Here is a 17,351-nt window from a genome sequence, read left to right on the forward strand (position 1 = left end):
AAATGAAAAGACTGCAAATAGATGCTGTTTTATTGTCATTAATAGAACATATGGGAAGCAAAGGTAGCTGGTGTGGTGAAGCTCATATTCAAAAAGCATGTTATCTACTGGAAGAACTCTTTGGAAATCCATTGGGACTAGAGTTTATCCTTTACAAACATGCTCCTTACTCTTTTGATCTCAGTGACGAGTTAACAGCTATGAGAGCAGATAATGTTATTGAATTGAGAACAAAAGTTCAGTTTTATGGGTCAAGTCTTCTACCTGCCGAGAACAGCCAGCTTATAATAAGTATGTACCCAAAAACAATAAAAAAATTCGAACCCTTAGTAAAATTTATCTCTGAAAATTTTGCATCTTATGGAGTTCCCACACTTGAAAAGATATCAACAGCCCTTTATGTAACTCGAAAGGAAGATACTGATGGAAGCATTGAGGATCGTTCTAGGAGAATTCACAAACTTGAACCTCATGTAACGGTAGAAGAAGCCTGTGAAGCCATAAAAAACATCGATCTGATTATAGAGGAAGCTAAGGGGATTTCGTTTTCGACTACATAACGTTTCTATCACGTTTTTTGAATATTACTTTTAATCATTTTATCGCTTAGATTTCTAGTCCAAATATATACATCTGCGAAAAATCTTGGAACCTATCTTGACTTGTCAGATTAGACAATTACTCCAATCGCTGGTATCGATTTCACTACGAACGATATCTTTGGCATACTAGATCTAATGATGATGCTTTACCTTGCAATGCGATATAGTCAAGTTATGTATATACCTAATCCAAATTGATACAATACAATTCGATAATGGGCTCTTGAATTGATCGGCTTTTAGTATATTTAGTATATATAGATATATTCTCGACTGCTCGTCATCTTTGGTAAACTCATTTTTTCCGACAAACTAGTTCACCATTTTTAAGTGGGATAAGTACTGCATCGACTCGGTGGTCATCATACACACAGTCAAGAAATGGCTTGAGCGTATCAGCGTGGCTTATCACATTGTCAGCTATCAATATGCCACCTCTAACCATTTTAGGTATGATTTCCTCATAACAGTTAAGATAATACTCTTTCTCGCAATCTAAGAAACAAAAAGATATTCCAGAATATTGGCTTATTAAGTATCTAGCATCTCCATGTACGAGTTCTACGATGTCCTCTAGTCCAGCTTTTGAGAAAGTTTCACGTGCCAATTTCACTTTCTCTTCCAGTATTTCGAAAGTGATTAATTTACGATTTGTTTCTATACAAGCGAGTGCAAGCCACATGGATGAATAACCTGCACTTGTACCTATCTCCATAGCTATCCCGTCAGGGGAAACGGCTAGCATGAGTGCAATAAACTTGCCAGTTTCAGGTGGGATCTGTCTTAACCTTTATGATTTCGGTGTTCCATCAGTTCTATCTTCTTTATCGATAAGCTCAAGGTAATTCATTCGTTCCTTCATAAGGTCAGGTATTTCATGGAACATAGTCGTCATCTTACTATCAGTTTTTAATTTTTTATAAATCGTTGTCTATATAAAGCTTTTCGAAAAGATAGTAATGCCATAATTAGAAAGTTACAAGAATCCAGGTTCAGTTATTTAAGGCGTTATTCTTTCAAAAGTTAAAATTCTTTAAAATTAAGGTTATTGAACTTGTTTTTCACCATATTATATTCGGTGTTTAAAAGGAAAAACTATAAAACCCTAAATATCAAATTAGAGACAATTAATTCTTTAGTCGTCCAGTTTACATGGTTGACATTATCCTGATTAAATATTCAGTATGCCACATAGTTGCGTTTTGTGCAAGGAATGCAAGTAAGCTCCATTTGCACTGAGTTTCAAAACAAAAAGAACCTGAAAACTACTTTACGAGCATTTGAAAATAATATCAACCAGATAATAGGGAACAACCGGTTTCCTGGGTCAAATTAAGTATTTATCCGGCTGGCGAGCCGGCTCTGTCCTGCAAGGCGAAGAAGAGAAAAACAAAAGATTCCTGCCTCTTGATGTTCGCTTGATGGTCGTTTGATGGTCGCCTGATGGTCTCTTGGTGCTCTGAATAATATCAATCACCGGGTTAGAAACCATCAGTGCGGAAGCCATCAGTTGTCAGGAAACCTCATGTTATTTTTGCCGGATAATATTTTTGACCCGCCTGTCCCATTCCGTAGACTCAAAAAGCTCCTTCAGTTCAGGAGAATCATCTATAAAACAGAAGCCCCAGTAAACCGCAGGCAGGAACTCCCTTTTCCAGTGCTCTTTTTTCTTCTTGTCGAGGAACTGGTAGGTTTCCGAAGACGAGAGGCGGCTTACGAACCCCAGCACTTTTACAAGTTCAGGGATAGTTTTCTGAGCCGAACCGAGCTTCAGGCATTTAAGCCTGAGGTTATCTATCTTTCGGAAATCGGGATCGAAGTTCAGAGCTTTTAAGATCTGGTTTTTCTCAGGCATCGAGAGGTGCCCACCGTTATACTTGAGGGAGTTCAGGGCCTGAAGTTTCAGCAGCCATTCTACTTCCCCGAAAACCTTGGGTTTATGCTGCCTTGAAACATCCCCTAGCCTGCGGTCTTCATAAGCTTCTCTCTTGAGCCTATTTATATTGCCTGCAAGCTCTGCAAGCTCTTCTGCATCCCTGAATTCTCTGACCCGGAATCTCAGGGTAGCTCGCATAAGTTCCCGCTTTTCCCGCTCAAAAGCTCCTATGTCCTTTTCCTCGGTCAGTGCGAGCAGACGCGAAAAATACTTTGCTCTGATGGACGTCGGAGGAAGCCTTACCGGGATTTCACGAAACTGAGCCACTTTTCTGTTTCCTTTCCCTTTTCCCTTTCCTTGAAAGCCAAGTTCTACTTTCTTAATCTCTATCTTTCCTTCCTCGATTGCTCTTGCTGCATCGCCCTCTGAGAAAAGTTCTTCAAGGCGGATCTCAGGCTGGAGCATCTGCACCTGGTCAACCTTTTCCCCGGAAAAAACGCCTTCTCCAAAGCGCTGGTAGAGAGAGTCAATACTATCCGAAATCTCAAAAATATTGCCCTGTTGCTTTCCTGAGACTGAAGAAAGCCTTGTCACCCTTCCGACCTGCTGTTCAAAGAGCCGCATACTCAGGGTAGGACGCAGCAAAACAAGGGCTTCAAGTCCCGGGAAATCAAAACCTTCAATCAGCATGCCTACGGTGCACAGCACATACGGAGGCTTTCCCATTTCTCTGAAAGCTGCAAGAATGTCACTTTGTTCATTTTTAGACAGCTCCGAGCTTATAAAAACCGTATCCCGAAACTCGCCTTCAGGAGTATAATTCTCAAAATTTAAGGGCAGGATAGGCTCAGGATCCTTTTCGGATTCCGGAACTGAAATTTCCCCATTGAAAACCGAGGAGGTAAGCTTTGCATGGAAAGCATTAATTTCCTCACCTTCAGCCCCTACGCCATAGACACGCTTCCTCACAGGGGCGCAAAAGACGAGTGTTTTTGCATGCTTGTGTTTTATCAGAGAATCGTACACATCTTTTGCAAGCTGGGTTCTTCGAATTACCTTTTTCAACTTGTCAGGAGTACTGCAGTCAAGGAAAAGGTCCTGCTTATCAAGTTCATCAAGCCCTCTTTCAAAATCAAAGATCTCAAAGATATCCTCAGAACTCTCGGCAATCGTGTACTTAAGGGGGGCAAGTTCGTTGTCCAGGATGCATTCAGGAAGGGTTTTTGCGTATACCTCCCTCATATCCCCTGCAATTTCATCCACGAACTTGACATTCCCGACAACCCCCTGGAATGGAGTTGCAGTCATTCCCAGGATTTTTGTCCTGTCCCCCAATTCATTGAGAAAATCGTTTCCTCGATTGTTAATGAAATTGTGGATCTCATCCACTATTGCAAGGTCGGCAAGTTCAAGAATCAGGTTCTTGATCTCAGAGCTCTGTTTTCCAAGTACGGTCTGAAGCGAGGCAAAAAGAACAAAACCTTTATCCTTTTCCTTCCCAAAAAACCTCAAAGTTTCAGCAAGTTCTTTTCGGTCCACCTTATGTTCGGACGAGAGAAGTGCGCTGTTGGGAAAAAGGGGCCGTTTTTTCTTCCTGTCATAATAGGTCTGGCTAAGAAGAGGATTATTTCTCGAGACAAGGAAAAGCACAACTTTTCCTTCGTCGTAGTACTTCTTCATTATATGTTTCGAAAGAAATGTTTTACCCCAGCCTGTAGGAACCTTGATGTAGCCTCTCTGATTGTTTTGGAGATATTTTAGAATATCCTCAAAAATTTTCTTTTTATCTTTTCTCAAGGGCTCAAGCTCGACGGTTTCCATACTGACTGCGGTCTCATTTGAAATTGTCATCAGTTACGCTGTCCTTAAACTTGTCAATGTAAAAATTTGAGATCAAAACCAGAAAGTTCCTTACAAAGGGTTTCTGGGAAACTGGTATAACCTATAAAAGGAAATTCTGCATGTAATTATAAACTCAATAAGAAGTAACTCCCCATAAATTACAAATAATTAGTAAAAATTCCATTTAGTAAAAATTTCATTCCAAAATGCTTAGATCGGGATCTTTTCGTCCAGAAACGGAGAAAAACAAACCTATAACTACTTTTATTTAAAAGGAATCCTCTTTCAATAATAAGAATTACGTCAATATATATGTTATGCTAAAAAGCCAGAAGAAACAGGCAAACAGGTAAGTTTTGTTTCCTCTGGCAGTTTCCGAAAACTTATTTGGAAGGGTTCAGAACATTTTAACATATTTATTTTTTTAGAAGAGTCTATACAATATTAAGTTCATAAAATCTTAATACGTTTAAACGAACTTTGGCCTTTCAGAAAGATATTTTGATAGGGGCAGTTTTCTGTATGGTTTTCCTGCAATTTCACCTTTAATCCGGGCATTAAGTTCTTCCGTAGTAATTTGAACTTTTTTAGGTTTGTTCTGTTCGGATTCAGCCCGAATGGTTACATTAATGGTGTTATCCTCGACTTCTTTATCTCCAATAACAACCACGTAAGGGATCCATTCCCTGCCTGCTTCCCTCACTTTCTTTCCTATTGACAGGTCGCGGTCGTCAATGTCAACCCTGCAGTCCAGCTTCTGTGCAATCTCTTCGGCAAAAGCGACGTGTTTTTCTGAGATTGGCACAATCCTGACCTGGGTAGGAGAAAGCCACACTGGCAGCATAGGAACCTTTCCTTCTTCGGTTTCCATTGCAGCTTTTTCGAGAAGGGCGTAAATGCAGCGTTCGATTGCCCCGCTTGGAGAGCAGTGAAGCACGGTAGGCCTTTCCAGTTTGCCGTCAGCATTTACATAAGAAATGTCATACCTTTCGGCGTTTTCGACATCAATCTGAACCGTGGAAAGTGCACTTGCCTTCGCAAGAGCGTCTACGAAGTTAAACTCGAATTTGAGCACGAAATAGAAGAAGCGGGTGTCCCACATTTCAACAAGCACAGGTTTGTCGACGGTCCTTGCCATATTGACTACAAGCTCTTTATTCGACTCGTAAAAGTCCCTGGTAAAGCGGATGGCTACTTCATAATCCTTAATATGGATTCCCACATTTTCAAGCACATCAATGCAGAGGTCATACTGTTTTTTGAACTGGTCTACAGCCTGGTCCATGTCCTCGCAAAGGCTGTGCATATCAGGCATGGTAAAAGCTCTGAGCCTTCTCAAGCCCACAAGTTCTCCCCGCTGTTCCTTTCTGAAACTGTAACGGGTCATTTCGATCATCCGAAGAGGCAGGTTCCTGTAGGAAATCGTCATGTCGTGGTTCATAAGGAACTGCCCGAAACAGGCTGCAAAACGCAGGAACATCTGCCTCTTGTCTGACTCAATGGAGTACTGCCTTGCAGGGAACCTGTCCAGATATTTCTTAAGAGTCGGATGGTTCATGTCATACATGATAGGAGTTTCAACTTCCATTGCCCCAAAGTCGGTTGCGATATCAAGCACATAATTCTCAAGAAGGGACTTTATAAGCCTCCCTTTCGGATAATAACGCATGTTTCCGGAATCAGACCCTGGTTCATAGTCCGCAATCTCAAGCCTCCGCATAAGCTCCACATGAGGAGGAGCACGCTCAACAGCTCTGCTCTTGGAAATTTCGTAGTTTACAAACTGCTGGAGTTTGGGGTAAGGCGTAAGGTCGAAACTCTCAACTTCGTGAAGTTCTCCATCAGGAGTAAGGATGCGCCAGTAAGACTTTGCCGTACCTTCGGCTTTAAGGGCTTCGGAAACAACCTCTTCTTTTGCCCCGGTTGCTTCTACTTTGCCTTCTGACTTTTGAGTTCCTTCAGGGCGTATGCTCCTGGAGAGTTCGGAAAGCGGGTGCCCTTTACAGCTAATACTAAAAGCCTTATACCACCCGAAAGGAGCACGCTTGACCTCGTATTTTCCTGAGAGCGCAGTCTCTATGCCTTTGAGTACCTTTACTGCAACTTTCGGAGAAGAAAGGTCAGAACTTAGATGAGCATAAGGATAGAGCATTATACGGTCGGTTTTGACCTGGGTAGCTACCTTTTCAAGTTCAGAAACCGCCTTTTCTATAGTTTCCTCAGGATTTGCCTCATCTACACTTTCAACAGCCATAAAAGCGGTAAGTGCTTCCTCAAGCCTGCCGGCCTTTAAGGACTCTTCAATTTTTTCAGCAACTGGAGTTTGTTTTTTGGTTTCGTATTCAATATAATCAGAGTGAATGAGCAATAACTGCATTCTATCACCTATGTTCGATTTCTTCGGTGTGGAAGTTTGTTCCGAATTTATTTCGGTTTGAGTTTTGTCCCGAATTTGTTTCGGTTTGAGTTTTGTCCCGAATTTATTTCGGTTTTTAATTTTTCCCTAACTAGCTTCAGTTTTCAATTTATCCCGAACTAGCCTCGGTTTGGAATTTATCCCGAACTGTTTTCTTTTGAATCAAATAGTTGATTTATATAAGACTAACTGAGGTCTGTACCGTCAGTAGATCTTGATTAAAGGGGTAAAGAAGAATATATGACAGTCCTAATATCCTTCAACGATATAAAATAATCCCTTTCGACTGATACTTTTGAGCATATAATGGAAAACTTCAGGATTTCAGATGTTTTTCGGTACATTTTCTGAATTTTACTCAGGAATTACTTTTCCGAGTCAGCCTTACTTGGGTGTCCCACTTTCTTGAGGTCTGTGCAGGTCTCGACAATTTCGGGATGGGTGTGGTCCTGATAAACCCTGTAAGCCGCAACCAGAGCCCCGAGAAGAATAGGGGCTGCAAAAAATCCTGCAATTCCTCCGACAAAAGCCCCGCCAAGGAAGGCAAGCATAAGCAGCATCGGGTGAATCTTGGATTGCAGGCTGGTCAGATAGGGCCTGAGAATCAGCTCCGGGGGACCGTAGATAATAAGGGAGGATACTGTAAAGAAAACGGCTGCACTTTTAAACCCCAACTCAAAATATCGCATTAAAGCCAGAGGCACCAGCACCATGTACCCAGCAAAAAGAGGAACTATTGAAGCTATGAAGATAAGGGTCGCCAGGGCGAGCACATGGGAAAAACCAAAAGAGTAGAAAACAATAACCGAGGTTACGCTGACTATTAGAGCAGAATAGGCATTGCCTATGAAAATTCCTTTAAGGATCATGTCAAGATGATGCGCGTAACGGTTTACAACTTCTTTGTACTCTTTTGGTATCACGCCAAGAAATGCGCAGTAAAGCCGGTCCCCATCAGCGAGTATAAAATAGCAGAAAATGATTGAGATTAAAAAATTAATGACAAATAGACCGATACTCTGGGCATATGAAAGGAGCCCTATACTGCCTACTGCAGGGAGTAACGAGGTAAAGAGGTCCCAGATGGCAGAATTAATACTTTCTATGATTCTATCCGGAACGTCCAGAGAGTTTATGAAATCCAGAATCACTGCCGCAACTGCCGTCTTATGTCCAATAATCCAGGAAACCTGGTTAAGGATCTCAACAATACCTGCCCCTACAATAAACACTATAGGGATGAATATGCACAGACTGGCAATAAGAGCTCCTATTTTTCTGTGCTTTTTGAATTTTACCCGGATAGGCCTGGCAATGTAAGCAAAGACTATGCCCAGTACGATTCCATCTGCGAGGGGCAGCAGAATTAGAAACGCAAAGTACAGAAGCAGCGCTACCGCCAGTGCTGCTCCTATTTTCCATCGGCTGGCTATGATCTGACTTACTCCGTCAGGGTTTTGGCTCAATTTCATTTTTTAGTTTCCGTTTGAGTAAATGAATTATACACAGGTTTAAATCAGTTTGTGGAAATTTTATAAATATATGAAATCTAAACTTAATTAAAAAGTGTAATATCTAAATATATTTAGAAACTATTTAAAAATATCACAGAGATGTGAAATCCGGATTTCTGATGAATCACACTTTTAACTTTTGATTCAGGTCAGGTACAAGTTTATCAAAATATCTGGTTACCACACAGGACTCTGTACATTTTCCACATCTGATACAGGCTTCGTTTACATGTGGCGTTTTTCCTTCGAGAGAAGCCGCCCCGACCGGACAGGCTTTTACACAAATCCCGCATCCGGTACAGCGGGAAAGCCTTGTAAACTGCTTTGCAGCTTCTTTAAAAAGTGAAATCGCTTTTTCCTTTGTTTCCGAACTTGCAAGCAGATTCCCGTTCGAAAAAAACTTTACAGTTCCGGTCCCGGTTTTGACCAGCAACATCCCGAGGTCTTCCGCATAAACCGTGTTTCCGAGGACATTGATAAAACCTGCAGCTTCGTTTTCCCTGATACCTTTCACAGATGCTTCTATTGAATAGCCGCCTGCCCGGCAGGGAGAAATTCCTGACACGACTTCAATTTCAAAGTCTTCAGTTTTTTCTCTGGCAAGCACGGAAATCCCTAACTCTTCGGCCAGTTTTAGCATCTTGGGAGGCAGTTCTTTCCAGCGCCAGAACCCATGCTCTATGAATTCTTCGGAAAGCCCTCTGGACTTCGCCCAGTCCAGTAGAAAAGCGTTCCACTTCGCATACATTTCGGGGTGCAGGTCTTTTACCCTGGCGTACTCGGCAGCGAGGGCGGATGGGCAAAGCCAGCAGCCTACCCTTTCAAAGCCAAGGTCATAGAGAGGATTGTAGGAAAGTTGTCTCCAGTGTATGTAAAGCCACACCTCAATTGCCTTCCAATCCCTTATGGGAAAGATGTTGAGCTGGGCAGGGACAAAAGGATTCGTCTCACTTGCTGCAATCCTTGCCCTTGAGAAAGATTCGTGCTTGCGCTTGCCATCAATTGTGAGATAAGCCACGCCGCCAATAGTCCCTTCTTGAGAAAGTGCTTCTTTTCCTGTCTCGAAATCCCCTGCTGATGCCAGCTTGCAGACCTTGCAGCACCAGCGGAAATCCTTTGCAGGAGGCCCGAATTTTCCGACCTGCTCTCGAAAAGCGGAACCTGCATTTGCTTCGATGAGTGGAATTTCCTTTTCCTGGCAAAAATTTCGTACAAACTCGATAGTTTCCGGAAACTCAATCCCGGTGTTCAGGAAGAAAGCTTTTAGCTCCCTTTGCTTAAGGGAAGACCGCGCCAGGTCAAGCACCACAAGACTGTCTTTACCGCCGCTGAAAGAGACATAGACAGGCAGATTTCGGTATTCTTTCCTGGAAATAATTCCGCGAATAGTATTGATTGCGTTCTTCCCAAGAGCCTGGAGATGCTTTTTGTTTGCTTCGATGCATGCCGCAAGATCAGGAGTCTCAGGGCGAAGTGACGCTTCACTGCTGTCAACCTTCCTTATCCTGAGAACTTTTGTTTCGGCTCCACTTGAAGATTCCACTTTTGTCTTGGCTCCGCTTGAAGATTCCAATTCAGTCCGGTTCTCGGGCTCAGGCAGGTTTTTCAGGTCCGAAAAGTCCGCGCCGTCAATATAAGAAACCCCATAACCTGTCAGGCTGCCTGCAGTAACAAGGACAAAGTCTCCTGCTTTTTTATTGCTGTCAAAGGCTTCAATAGATTCTACTGTGACACTTTTTCCGTTAAGGTGCCGATTTGTTTTCTTAAGCTCGACTTTCCTGCCTCTGGCATTTTTAAGGAGAATTTTTGCACCCTGGAGGGAAGGTTCAAAACTGTAATCCATTTTTGAAAGCTCAAACCGGAGAATTCCGAAAATAAAGCCATCTACGAGCACCTCATCAGTTTTGTCTTCTCCGGGTATTTTGTTTAGAAGAATGAGCTTATCTCCAAGGGGATTGCAACCAAAAGCTGAGTGAAGCTGCCTGTCTATGATTTCTCGCTCGTAAGGAGAACAAAAACGGACGTCGGCAGGTTGGGAGAGCTGAAGGACTTCCCCTTTGCGGCCGCATATTCCACATTCTTCCCCTATCAGGGGAAGGTTACATTTTCCGCACCAGAAAATTTTATCGTCTTCATACTCGAAACGTGGAGAGGACTTTTTCTTTGTAAAAGTTACCACTTCTGACGGCTTTTCAAATCCAGAGCTCTTCCTTGCAGAGGTTTTTTCTTTAAAGTTCAGAGACCTATTTTTTGTCCCTTTTCCAAGGGTTTGCGAACCTTTTCTGTCTTGGCTGCTTCTATCTGGACTGTTTCTTATATGTTTTTGCGAGCTGGAAGGCTGGTGTTTTTCTTTTTTCTGATGCATGGGTGCCCTGACCGATAGTTCGAAGAAATGATTAAGACCTTATTGTTCAATTTTCTGCAAGGATGAGTTTATCGATATATCAATATTTTGAAAGAAAGGAATATCCAATGAAAGAAAACTTGATAATACTGTTTGTGCTCCTTTAATATTAAGTTGGTTATATAATTAACCTAATACATTAGTGTCTCAAATTAGCTTTTAAAATCTCTAATCTAATTTGATACCCACTTCTTTAAAAGTATCTCCCAGACGAATTCTTGCTTTCAACTTTATTTTATATTTCTGTCAACGCCAGGTTAAGACGCTTCGCTTTTTATCTTTATATTTCACCAGGTTAATGTCCAGTGAAGCCAGCTATTGTATTAAAGCTTCAAGTTTCATTTCCTACTCCAAAATATGATGAGGAAAGCTCAAAAATGGAACAACTATTGTATTTTTTTGTGGTTGAAACTCCATTAAATTTGAAGAGGATACAAATGGCATTAAAAAACAACAACATCAGACATAATCCTTGAATTGGTTTATTCCCCACACGAGGGAGAAGTTAAGGTTATAAGACTTAAGCGGTTGAATCATTTTTTATAAAGTATTTTAAAATAATATTCGCTATATAATAAGTGTTAGTTAAAAATAAATGATTCAACTTAAAGAAATTATATCAGTTTGGGGCGGGGAGTAAAATGACTGGAAGGTGTCTCAGGTATATACGGCAGAACTGGACAGAAACAAGATTTTACATTACAATTTTCATTCTCTTGATTATACTGGATTTAATAATTGTTTACATACTAATACAGTCCAGATCTCCGCCCACACCATCAAATACCTCTTCACTTACACCATCAAATACCTCTTCACTTACGCCATCAAATGTTACTGTATGGGTAACTGGCGATAGGAGTGGGAACTTCACCTGCGATGGGAGCAATGATCAGGTGGAAATAAATCAAGCTTTTGCATATGTTGCAGAAAACCCGCAGTTCACAACCGTTCATTTGAAAGGGCCGAACACATACCTTATATCAGATACTATTTTCATCGGAAATAATACTACCCTGGAAGGAGACCCTACAGCCGTAATTAAACTTATAGACAGGGCAGACTGGCCAGTATTTAAGCCCCTTATAACGCAGATTAACAGTACCGAAATACATGGAGTTACTATAAAAGGATTTGAAATCGACGGAAATCACGACAACAATCTGGATAAACCGAAAGGGTATGGATATTACAACATGATTCATTTCCGCAACTCCAGAGACCTTCAAGTTCATAATATGTATATGCACGATGGGCATGGAGAAGCATTGAAAGTAGACAATAGTTCCAATATCCAGTTTTACAATAACAGCGTATATAAAATGGGGCATAACGGGCTTTTTGCCGAAAACTGCCAGAATGTAGAGAGCTGGAATAATAACATAACAGTCAGGACTGACTGCGGCCTTAGATCAAGGAATTCTAACCATGTAAAATTCCATGATAACCTGATAGATTCCTTTTACCACTGGAGTGCGGGAGGACCTGGAATTCTGATTGAGAAAACAACAGCTGTCGTTAACGACGTAGAAGTATACAATAATACTATTCAGAATACTTATGGGCCTGGAATCTGGTTGATAGGCTGTTGTAGGTCTTATCCAAGAGATGAGGCTAAGAATGTATATATTTATCACAATATTTTCTACAAAACCGGCACTAATCCTAATATTGACTGGGTGGGGGGCATAGTGACAAGCGGCTTTTACGATACCCTCATTGAAAACAATACTTTTGATGGGGTATATCATGGTGCAATTATTCAGATGTACCCTACAGGTACTCACATTTATCCCTCATATAATAACTCAGGCCACATTGACCTTTCACCTAAAGGTACAGGATATACAACAACTGCTCGCAATAATATTATCGCAAATACCAAACAACGCAAAAAAGATCCAGATGGAACCGGGTATGGAGTAACTAATTATTTGCCTGAAACACATACCATTACGCTTGAAAATAACTGTCTGTACAATAACTATGCAGGTAACTATATGAACTGCACGTCAACCACTGATATCTATGTAGATCCTGTACATTTAAACCAGAACATTGGAGCCGGATATTTTTCAGAAGAGTTTCAAGAATCAATTAACCAGACCATGATAAATTCCATTTTAATAAAACGATGCTCATAATGCGCCTGCAGTTATATTGGCTTTTGCAGTTATATTGGCTTCTGCAGTTATATTGATCAGTGGGAGCTTGCTTAATGCAAAGTTCACTTAGAAAAACCTGACCTCTTACAAAAAGTAAGAAATATATATAACTTTTGCCGCGGTTAATATGAATAAGTTCATTCAATTTCATACTCCTGCTTAAAAAAAAAGTTTTGTAGTTTTTCCTGTAGAGTAGTGGGCTAACTCCTTTACCTTTAAGAACAAGAGAAACTTTAAGTTGTACTGATAGTGATTTTTTTCTCCTAGATTTCTGAGAAGAATAGATTAAACAGCTTTGAAATAAGCTTAACCGTTGAAACGAAACTGTTGAAACGAAACCGTTGAAACGAAACCGTTGAAACGAAACCGTTGAAACGAAACTGTAAACTTAAAAACTAACGCCAAAGATGACTTTTCACAGACAAATGAGTTTGCATAAGGGGAAATCTCAATAATGAAACCTCAACGACATTTTGAATATATACAAATTTCAGCAAAAAAACAGGTTCCAGAAGGTGAATGAAAATGAGTGAAATTGACTGGGAGTCCCAGGAGGGTGCCGAAAGGTATGACCGGAATTGCGATCATCAGTTCCAGAAAGGCAAAGCACTGATAGAAATGATGGGAATAAAAAAAGGGGATTCGGTGCTTGATATAGGCTGCGGGACAGGGCAGCAGGCTGTGAATGTTCTGGGAATCATAGGGTCGGCTGGTCAGCTCACGGGTATTGATCCTTCATCTTATCGTATTGAACTTGCACGGAAAAAATTTAGCAGAGACTCCACCAGCAACATCCGTTTTTTTGTAGGACAGGCTGAGGCCCTCAGTTTCGTGCCTGACAATTCAATCGATCATGCATATTTCTGTTCCTCATTCCACTGGGTTGACGACAAGAAAACTGCCCTATGTGAGATATACCGGGTCCTTCGGCCGGGAGGCAGGGTGGGGATGACCACACTTGACAGAAACAGCTCCAGCACCATGAAGACACTTGCAGATCCTATTCTTGCAAAATATCACATTGAAAGGAATCAGGAATTGCATAGAAGGATGAAAAAGGTTACTGCAACAGAACTCCGGGATCTCCTGTCGGACGCAGGCTTTGACAGTATATCAATCGAGCCAAGGGATATCCCCTGGAAGTATGGTTCTCCTGAAGAGTTTTTAAAGCACCTGGAAGAAAAAGACAGCTCTGAGGGCCTGCTGACGGACATTCCTTCCGAGATAAGGGAGAAAATCAGACAGGAGATCACTGAAGAGTTCAGGAAAGCACAAGTTTCGGAAATTGCCGGTTATGGGAATGTTACACTGTTTGCAACTGCAACAAAAACGAAAGAGGGGCTGTAAAACCAAAGAATGAGGAGGATGTGAAATCAAAGGATATGAATCATTTTAAGTTTCCGATATGCTGGCAAATATTTTTGATAGGGGTCGAAATGTAAAAGTAAATACGGTACTGTTTAAATAAAAATATTAAATTGAAGAACCAGTACCTCAAACCCTTTTTCAAATCCTTCTCCGTCCCCCAAACGAAAAATAAGCCTGTTTACCAGCAGGGGGAAAGAAGAGGAAAAAGATTCCCTTGTTTCAAGTTTCTCCTCAAAGCCGATAAAGAGCAGCTCAAGCAGTATTTCATTTTTGACTTCTTTTTTGTCAGATTTCAGTGATACAGTTACGACTCAAACAAACTCCTTATATAAATCACATCTCATGCAGTCAGCACAATGGTTACCTTCTCTATCTTTACTCCTACGGAGCTCGGCTGCAGCTTGCACCATTTCTGCGCGGGTCTTGTCGTGAAGGTCTTCCAGCACTTTAAATCGTCTCGATTTAAGCTCATAGCAGTTCGGATTTTTAGCAATTTCAAGATCAAGATTTCTCAGTTTCAAAGCGACATCAACAATATACTTACTCTGGTCAACAATGTGCTCATCTATAACGCTCATATAGTTTCTCCACTCTATGAAATAACTTTTTGAAAATAAAGGCTCAACAGCTGCCATTTCTAGCTATTTTCTGTCAGTGCTCCCATCTGGGTCTTCAAGTTGGTTCTATCTTTTCGCCGCGTTATTTATCTCATAGGTTATTAATTATTCTATAAATAAAATATATAAGAGTTTCTGATCAAAGTGACAGGAATTATAACAACTTTTGATTAAGAGAAAGAATACAAAACAAAAAAATTAATGAATTAATCCTTATACAGAGCATACCCTGAACGAACATGATATTCTTTGAATAACAGCACAACCAATGAACGTGCTTGCAGATGGCAGCATTTTCATGCCAAACAAACATGAGACTCTTTAAATAACATGCACAACCAATGAAAGTGCTTGCAGATGGCAGCATTTTCATGCTAATGAAGTGAAAAACAGATATGAGAATAAAGTACGGCAAACCGGGACAGTATGAAAAATATGGGAAAAAAGAGCTTATCTAACACTCGGGTCCGACTGCATTATCCCGAATATGTTCCTCTCGGTGTCGAGGCAATATGCGTACCAGCCGACTCCACGTATTGGTCTTTTTTCCATAGTGATTTTTCCACCGTGCTTTTGTATCCTGTTCAGGTATTCATCAATATCCGGGACGTCTATTGTGCAGATATAGGTACTTATCGGCGTATTTGCCTTTGGTTCCATTCCTTGCCTTTTCATAAGGCCACCGTCGATTCCTGGCTCATTTTCCTTGCCGGTGATTACATTCCAGTATTCCATTGAACTTTCCGATCTCTCGATTTTCCAGCCGAATACATCCTGATAGAATTTCTTAGCCCTCGCAATGTCTCCTGCATATATCTCAAAATGAATTACTCCTGGCATGAGAATTACCTCCTGTTTTAATTAGATAATTTGGACGATATTCATATATTAATTTCATTGGTCATCGGTTAAGGAATTTTTACTCTTATGCAATCAATTTTGGAACACTATAACTATTTCATTAATATATTTGATTTCTTGATTTGTAAACCTTTTTCGATTAACATGTGGACCCAACGCCTGACTTTTATATCTAGTGCATCGATTCCAAAGTATGTCAGAAATGAATTTTTTGAAAACCACGGAAAGCGCGGAAGACACAGAAATCAGTAGTAAAGGCGTGTTTCTTCCGTGCTTTCCGTGTTTTCCGTGGTTGTAATATCCAGATAGAATCACTATGCGACAGGCTGCGTTTTCCGTGTTACAAAATTCCATGTGACTTTAAAATAATATTTGCGTTATAAACTGTATTTGTTTTCTTATTATGTGTGTATTTGAGAATCGATATACTAGACATTAGAGTCTCAAAAGTTAAATTCACTCGCAGTTTTTTCTTAAGAGTTACGTAGTTGACTCCTAGCATATTGTTTTTTCCAAACATTCAAATATCTAAATTAATTTAACGTGTATTTGGGATTCCTTAAGTATTCTGTCACTGCCACTCTTATTAAATGGAGCATTAGCTACGTTTGGGTAATATCTAGCAGCTTCAGTGCAGCTAAAAACGTTGGAAGCTGCGATGAAGAAATCAATGTAGTCAATAGCATTACACTTATGTGGGTTTATATCCATAACTCTGCAAGTTTTTAAAGAAACACAAATTTATAAGTATATTTATAAAAATATCAAGTTTTCGGCATTTTAACTGCATAAGTCCTAAATTTAATAGTTTGCACAGAAAGTTTATAAAAAGTGCCTTGAAAGTAATGTGCAGAGTTTAAATGCGTCTGTCAAACTAAACTTGAAACCCACAATGCCCAGAGGCAAGAAATGATAGCTTTGAGAGTACTTGAGGTTTGTTTATTCCTGCCTCTTGAATAAAAGAAAAGAGGTAAAGAGTAGATGATAGTAAATAAAAAATTTGGAATAAGTGCAATATTTGCAACAATATTACTAGCAGTCATCCTGCCAGCGTCGATAGCAAGTGCACAAGAAAATGAGACCACACAAGAAAATATGACTATGGAGCTTACCTTTGGCCCGGAAACTTTTGATAAACTGAAAAATGATCCGTATTGTGTTGCTGCATATGGAAGCATACCTGATTTTACAACTTCGGAGGAGAGATATCAATGGATTGACACTCTCAGTAACATACTGGACAATTTATATAATGCAAGTTTTATGCAAGATCAGGAAAATTTGAAGTATTTTGATCCATTTGGCCCTGTTAAAACCTCTGGTGTAACCTTTGATGGTATTATAGAGATAAGTGTTAACAATAGTTCAGAAGTTGATGAGCCTTTGTTGGACGAATTCTATCAGCTTATTGACACAAAAGCAAACAGTATGGGGGTTAAAGAAGTTCCTGTCGTGTTCATGCGCGAAGATAACCTACCTCTGGATAATCTTGAACCTCCAAGCTCGACGGAGAATTATGAAAACTCTGTTAATGATAGTATTTCTAACACAAGCGACTCTAATGAGACTAAATCGAATAAGGTTAGCTCAACTCCAGGTTTCGAATTATTGGGGAGCCTGGTTTGCCTATACGGTGGCTGGAAGCTCAGAAAAAAGTAAAGTAAAGTAAAAAGTGAAGTAAAGTGA

The 17,351-nt window shown here is 40.4% G+C and carries 12 protein-coding genes and 1 pseudogene; 5 read left to right on the forward strand and 8 right to left on the reverse strand.

Annotated elements, in window-relative coordinates:
- The first annotated feature begins 2 nt into the window (after window positions 1-2).
- Window positions 3-560 (forward strand): hypothetical protein, encoded by a 558-nt coding sequence (locus tag MSVAZ_RS06680; RefSeq protein WP_048119594.1) that lies wholly within the window; start codon window positions 3-5, stop codon window positions 558-560.
- A gap of 337 nt (window positions 561-897) precedes the next feature.
- On the opposite strand, the gene MSVAZ_RS06685 is transcribed toward MSVAZ_RS06680, so the two are convergent.
- The 5 genes from MSVAZ_RS06685 to MSVAZ_RS06705 all read right to left on the reverse strand — a co-directional run bounded on the left by MSVAZ_RS06685 (window position 898) and on the right by MSVAZ_RS06705 (window position 10,615).
- On the reverse strand, window positions 898-1,380 hold the full coding sequence (locus tag MSVAZ_RS06685; protein WP_269746820.1) for an O-methyltransferase: 483 nt from the start codon (window positions 1,378-1,380) through the stop codon (window positions 898-900).
- Window positions 1,381-2,130: 750 nt separating this feature from the next.
- Window positions 2,131-4,329 carry a DEAD/DEAH box helicase gene (locus tag MSVAZ_RS06690; RefSeq protein ID WP_048119597.1) on the reverse strand — a complete coding sequence of 733 codons (2,199 nt, stop codon included), beginning with the start codon at window positions 4,327-4,329 and terminating at the stop codon, window positions 2,131-2,133.
- Window positions 4,330-4,789: 460 nt separating this feature from the next.
- On the reverse strand, window positions 4,790-6,697 hold the full coding sequence (locus MSVAZ_RS06695; protein WP_048119599.1) for a threonine--tRNA ligase: 1,908 nt from the start codon (window positions 6,695-6,697) through the stop codon (window positions 4,790-4,792).
- Between the two features lie 404 nt (window positions 6,698-7,101).
- Window positions 7,102-8,208, reverse strand: coding sequence for an AI-2E family transporter (locus MSVAZ_RS06700; RefSeq protein WP_048119602.1), 1,107 nt, complete (start codon window positions 8,206-8,208; stop codon window positions 7,102-7,104).
- Window positions 8,209-8,374: 166 nt separating this feature from the next.
- Window positions 8,375-10,615 (reverse strand): phosphoadenosine phosphosulfate reductase domain-containing protein, encoded by a 2,241-nt coding sequence (locus MSVAZ_RS06705; RefSeq protein WP_052727907.1) that lies wholly within the window; start codon window positions 10,613-10,615, stop codon window positions 8,375-8,377.
- A 344-nt stretch (window positions 10,616-10,959) separates the two neighbouring features.
- On the opposite strand from MSVAZ_RS06705, the gene MSVAZ_RS20110 reads away from it, so the two are divergent.
- The 3 genes from MSVAZ_RS20110 to MSVAZ_RS06715 all read left to right on the forward strand — a co-directional run bounded on the left by MSVAZ_RS20110 (window position 10,960) and on the right by MSVAZ_RS06715 (window position 14,166).
- Entirely contained in the window at window positions 10,960-11,130 is a 171-nt protein-coding gene (locus MSVAZ_RS20110) for a hypothetical protein (protein ID WP_156150982.1), read from the forward strand.
- Window positions 11,131-11,295: 165 nt separating this feature from the next.
- Window positions 11,296-12,798 carry a right-handed parallel beta-helix repeat-containing protein gene (locus MSVAZ_RS06710; protein WP_048119604.1) on the forward strand — a complete coding sequence of 501 codons (1,503 nt, stop codon included), beginning with the start codon at window positions 11,296-11,298 and terminating at the stop codon, window positions 12,796-12,798.
- Window positions 12,799-13,344: 546 nt separating this feature from the next.
- A complete protein-coding gene (locus tag MSVAZ_RS06715) occupies window positions 13,345-14,166 on the forward strand; it encodes a class I SAM-dependent methyltransferase (RefSeq protein ID WP_048119606.1) in 822 nt (273 codons plus the stop codon).
- A gap of 332 nt (window positions 14,167-14,498) precedes the next feature.
- Here MSVAZ_RS06715 and MSVAZ_RS06725 read toward each other — a convergent pair whose 3' ends face one another.
- From MSVAZ_RS06725 to MSVAZ_RS21930, 3 genes and pseudogenes are all read right to left on the reverse strand, one after another.
- On the reverse strand, window positions 14,499-14,765 hold the full coding sequence (locus tag MSVAZ_RS06725) for a hypothetical protein (RefSeq protein WP_048123766.1): 267 nt from the start codon (window positions 14,763-14,765) through the stop codon (window positions 14,499-14,501).
- A gap of 489 nt (window positions 14,766-15,254) precedes the next feature.
- A complete protein-coding gene (locus tag MSVAZ_RS06730) occupies window positions 15,255-15,644 on the reverse strand; it encodes a VOC family protein (protein ID WP_048119611.1) in 390 nt (129 codons plus the stop codon).
- Window positions 15,645-16,256: 612 nt separating this feature from the next.
- Window positions 16,257-16,376, reverse strand: a pseudogene (locus MSVAZ_RS21930) (IS701 family transposase); the annotation flags it as partial.
- A gap of 270 nt (window positions 16,377-16,646) precedes the next feature.
- Between MSVAZ_RS21930 and MSVAZ_RS21115 the strand changes: the two are divergent.
- Window positions 16,647-17,324: a hypothetical protein gene (locus MSVAZ_RS21115; protein ID WP_052727908.1), complete on the forward strand. Its 678-nt coding sequence runs from the start codon at window positions 16,647-16,649 to the stop codon at window positions 17,322-17,324.
- The last annotated feature ends 27 nt before the right edge of the window (window positions 17,325-17,351 follow it).

This window comes from Methanosarcina vacuolata Z-761, from assembly GCF_000969905.1.
GTDB classification, from domain to species: domain Archaea; phylum Halobacteriota; class Methanosarcinia; order Methanosarcinales; family Methanosarcinaceae; genus Methanosarcina; species Methanosarcina vacuolata.

Bases quoted from the DNA above. Each gene is read 5' to 3' on its own strand.
- MSVAZ_RS06680 (WP_048119594.1), top strand. From the start codon at position 3: ATGAAAAGACTGCAAATAGATGCTGTTTTATTGTCATTAATAGAACAT.
- MSVAZ_RS06690 (WP_048119597.1), bottom strand. From the start codon at position 4,329: ATGACAATTTCAAATGAGACCGCAGTCAGTATGGAAACCGTCGAGCTT.
- MSVAZ_RS06695 (WP_048119599.1), bottom strand. From the start codon at position 6,697: ATGCAGTTATTGCTCATTCACTCTGATTATATTGAATACGAAACCAAA.
- MSVAZ_RS06700 (WP_048119602.1), bottom strand. From the start codon at position 8,208: ATGAAATTGAGCCAAAACCCTGACGGAGTAAGTCAGATCATAGCCAGC.
- MSVAZ_RS06705 (WP_052727907.1), bottom strand. From the start codon at position 10,615: ATGCATCAGAAAAAAGAAAAACACCAGCCTTCCAGCTCGCAAAAACAT.
- MSVAZ_RS06710 (WP_048119604.1), top strand. From the start codon at position 11,296: ATGACTGGAAGGTGTCTCAGGTATATACGGCAGAACTGGACAGAAACA.
- MSVAZ_RS06715 (WP_048119606.1), top strand. From the start codon at position 13,345: ATGAGTGAAATTGACTGGGAGTCCCAGGAGGGTGCCGAAAGGTATGAC.
- MSVAZ_RS06725 (WP_048123766.1), bottom strand. From the start codon at position 14,765: ATGAGCGTTATAGATGAGCACATTGTTGACCAGAGTAAGTATATTGTT.
- MSVAZ_RS06730 (WP_048119611.1), bottom strand. From the start codon at position 15,644: ATGCCAGGAGTAATTCATTTTGAGATATATGCAGGAGACATTGCGAGG.
- MSVAZ_RS21115 (WP_052727908.1), top strand. From the start codon at position 16,647: ATGATAGTAAATAAAAAATTTGGAATAAGTGCAATATTTGCAACAATA.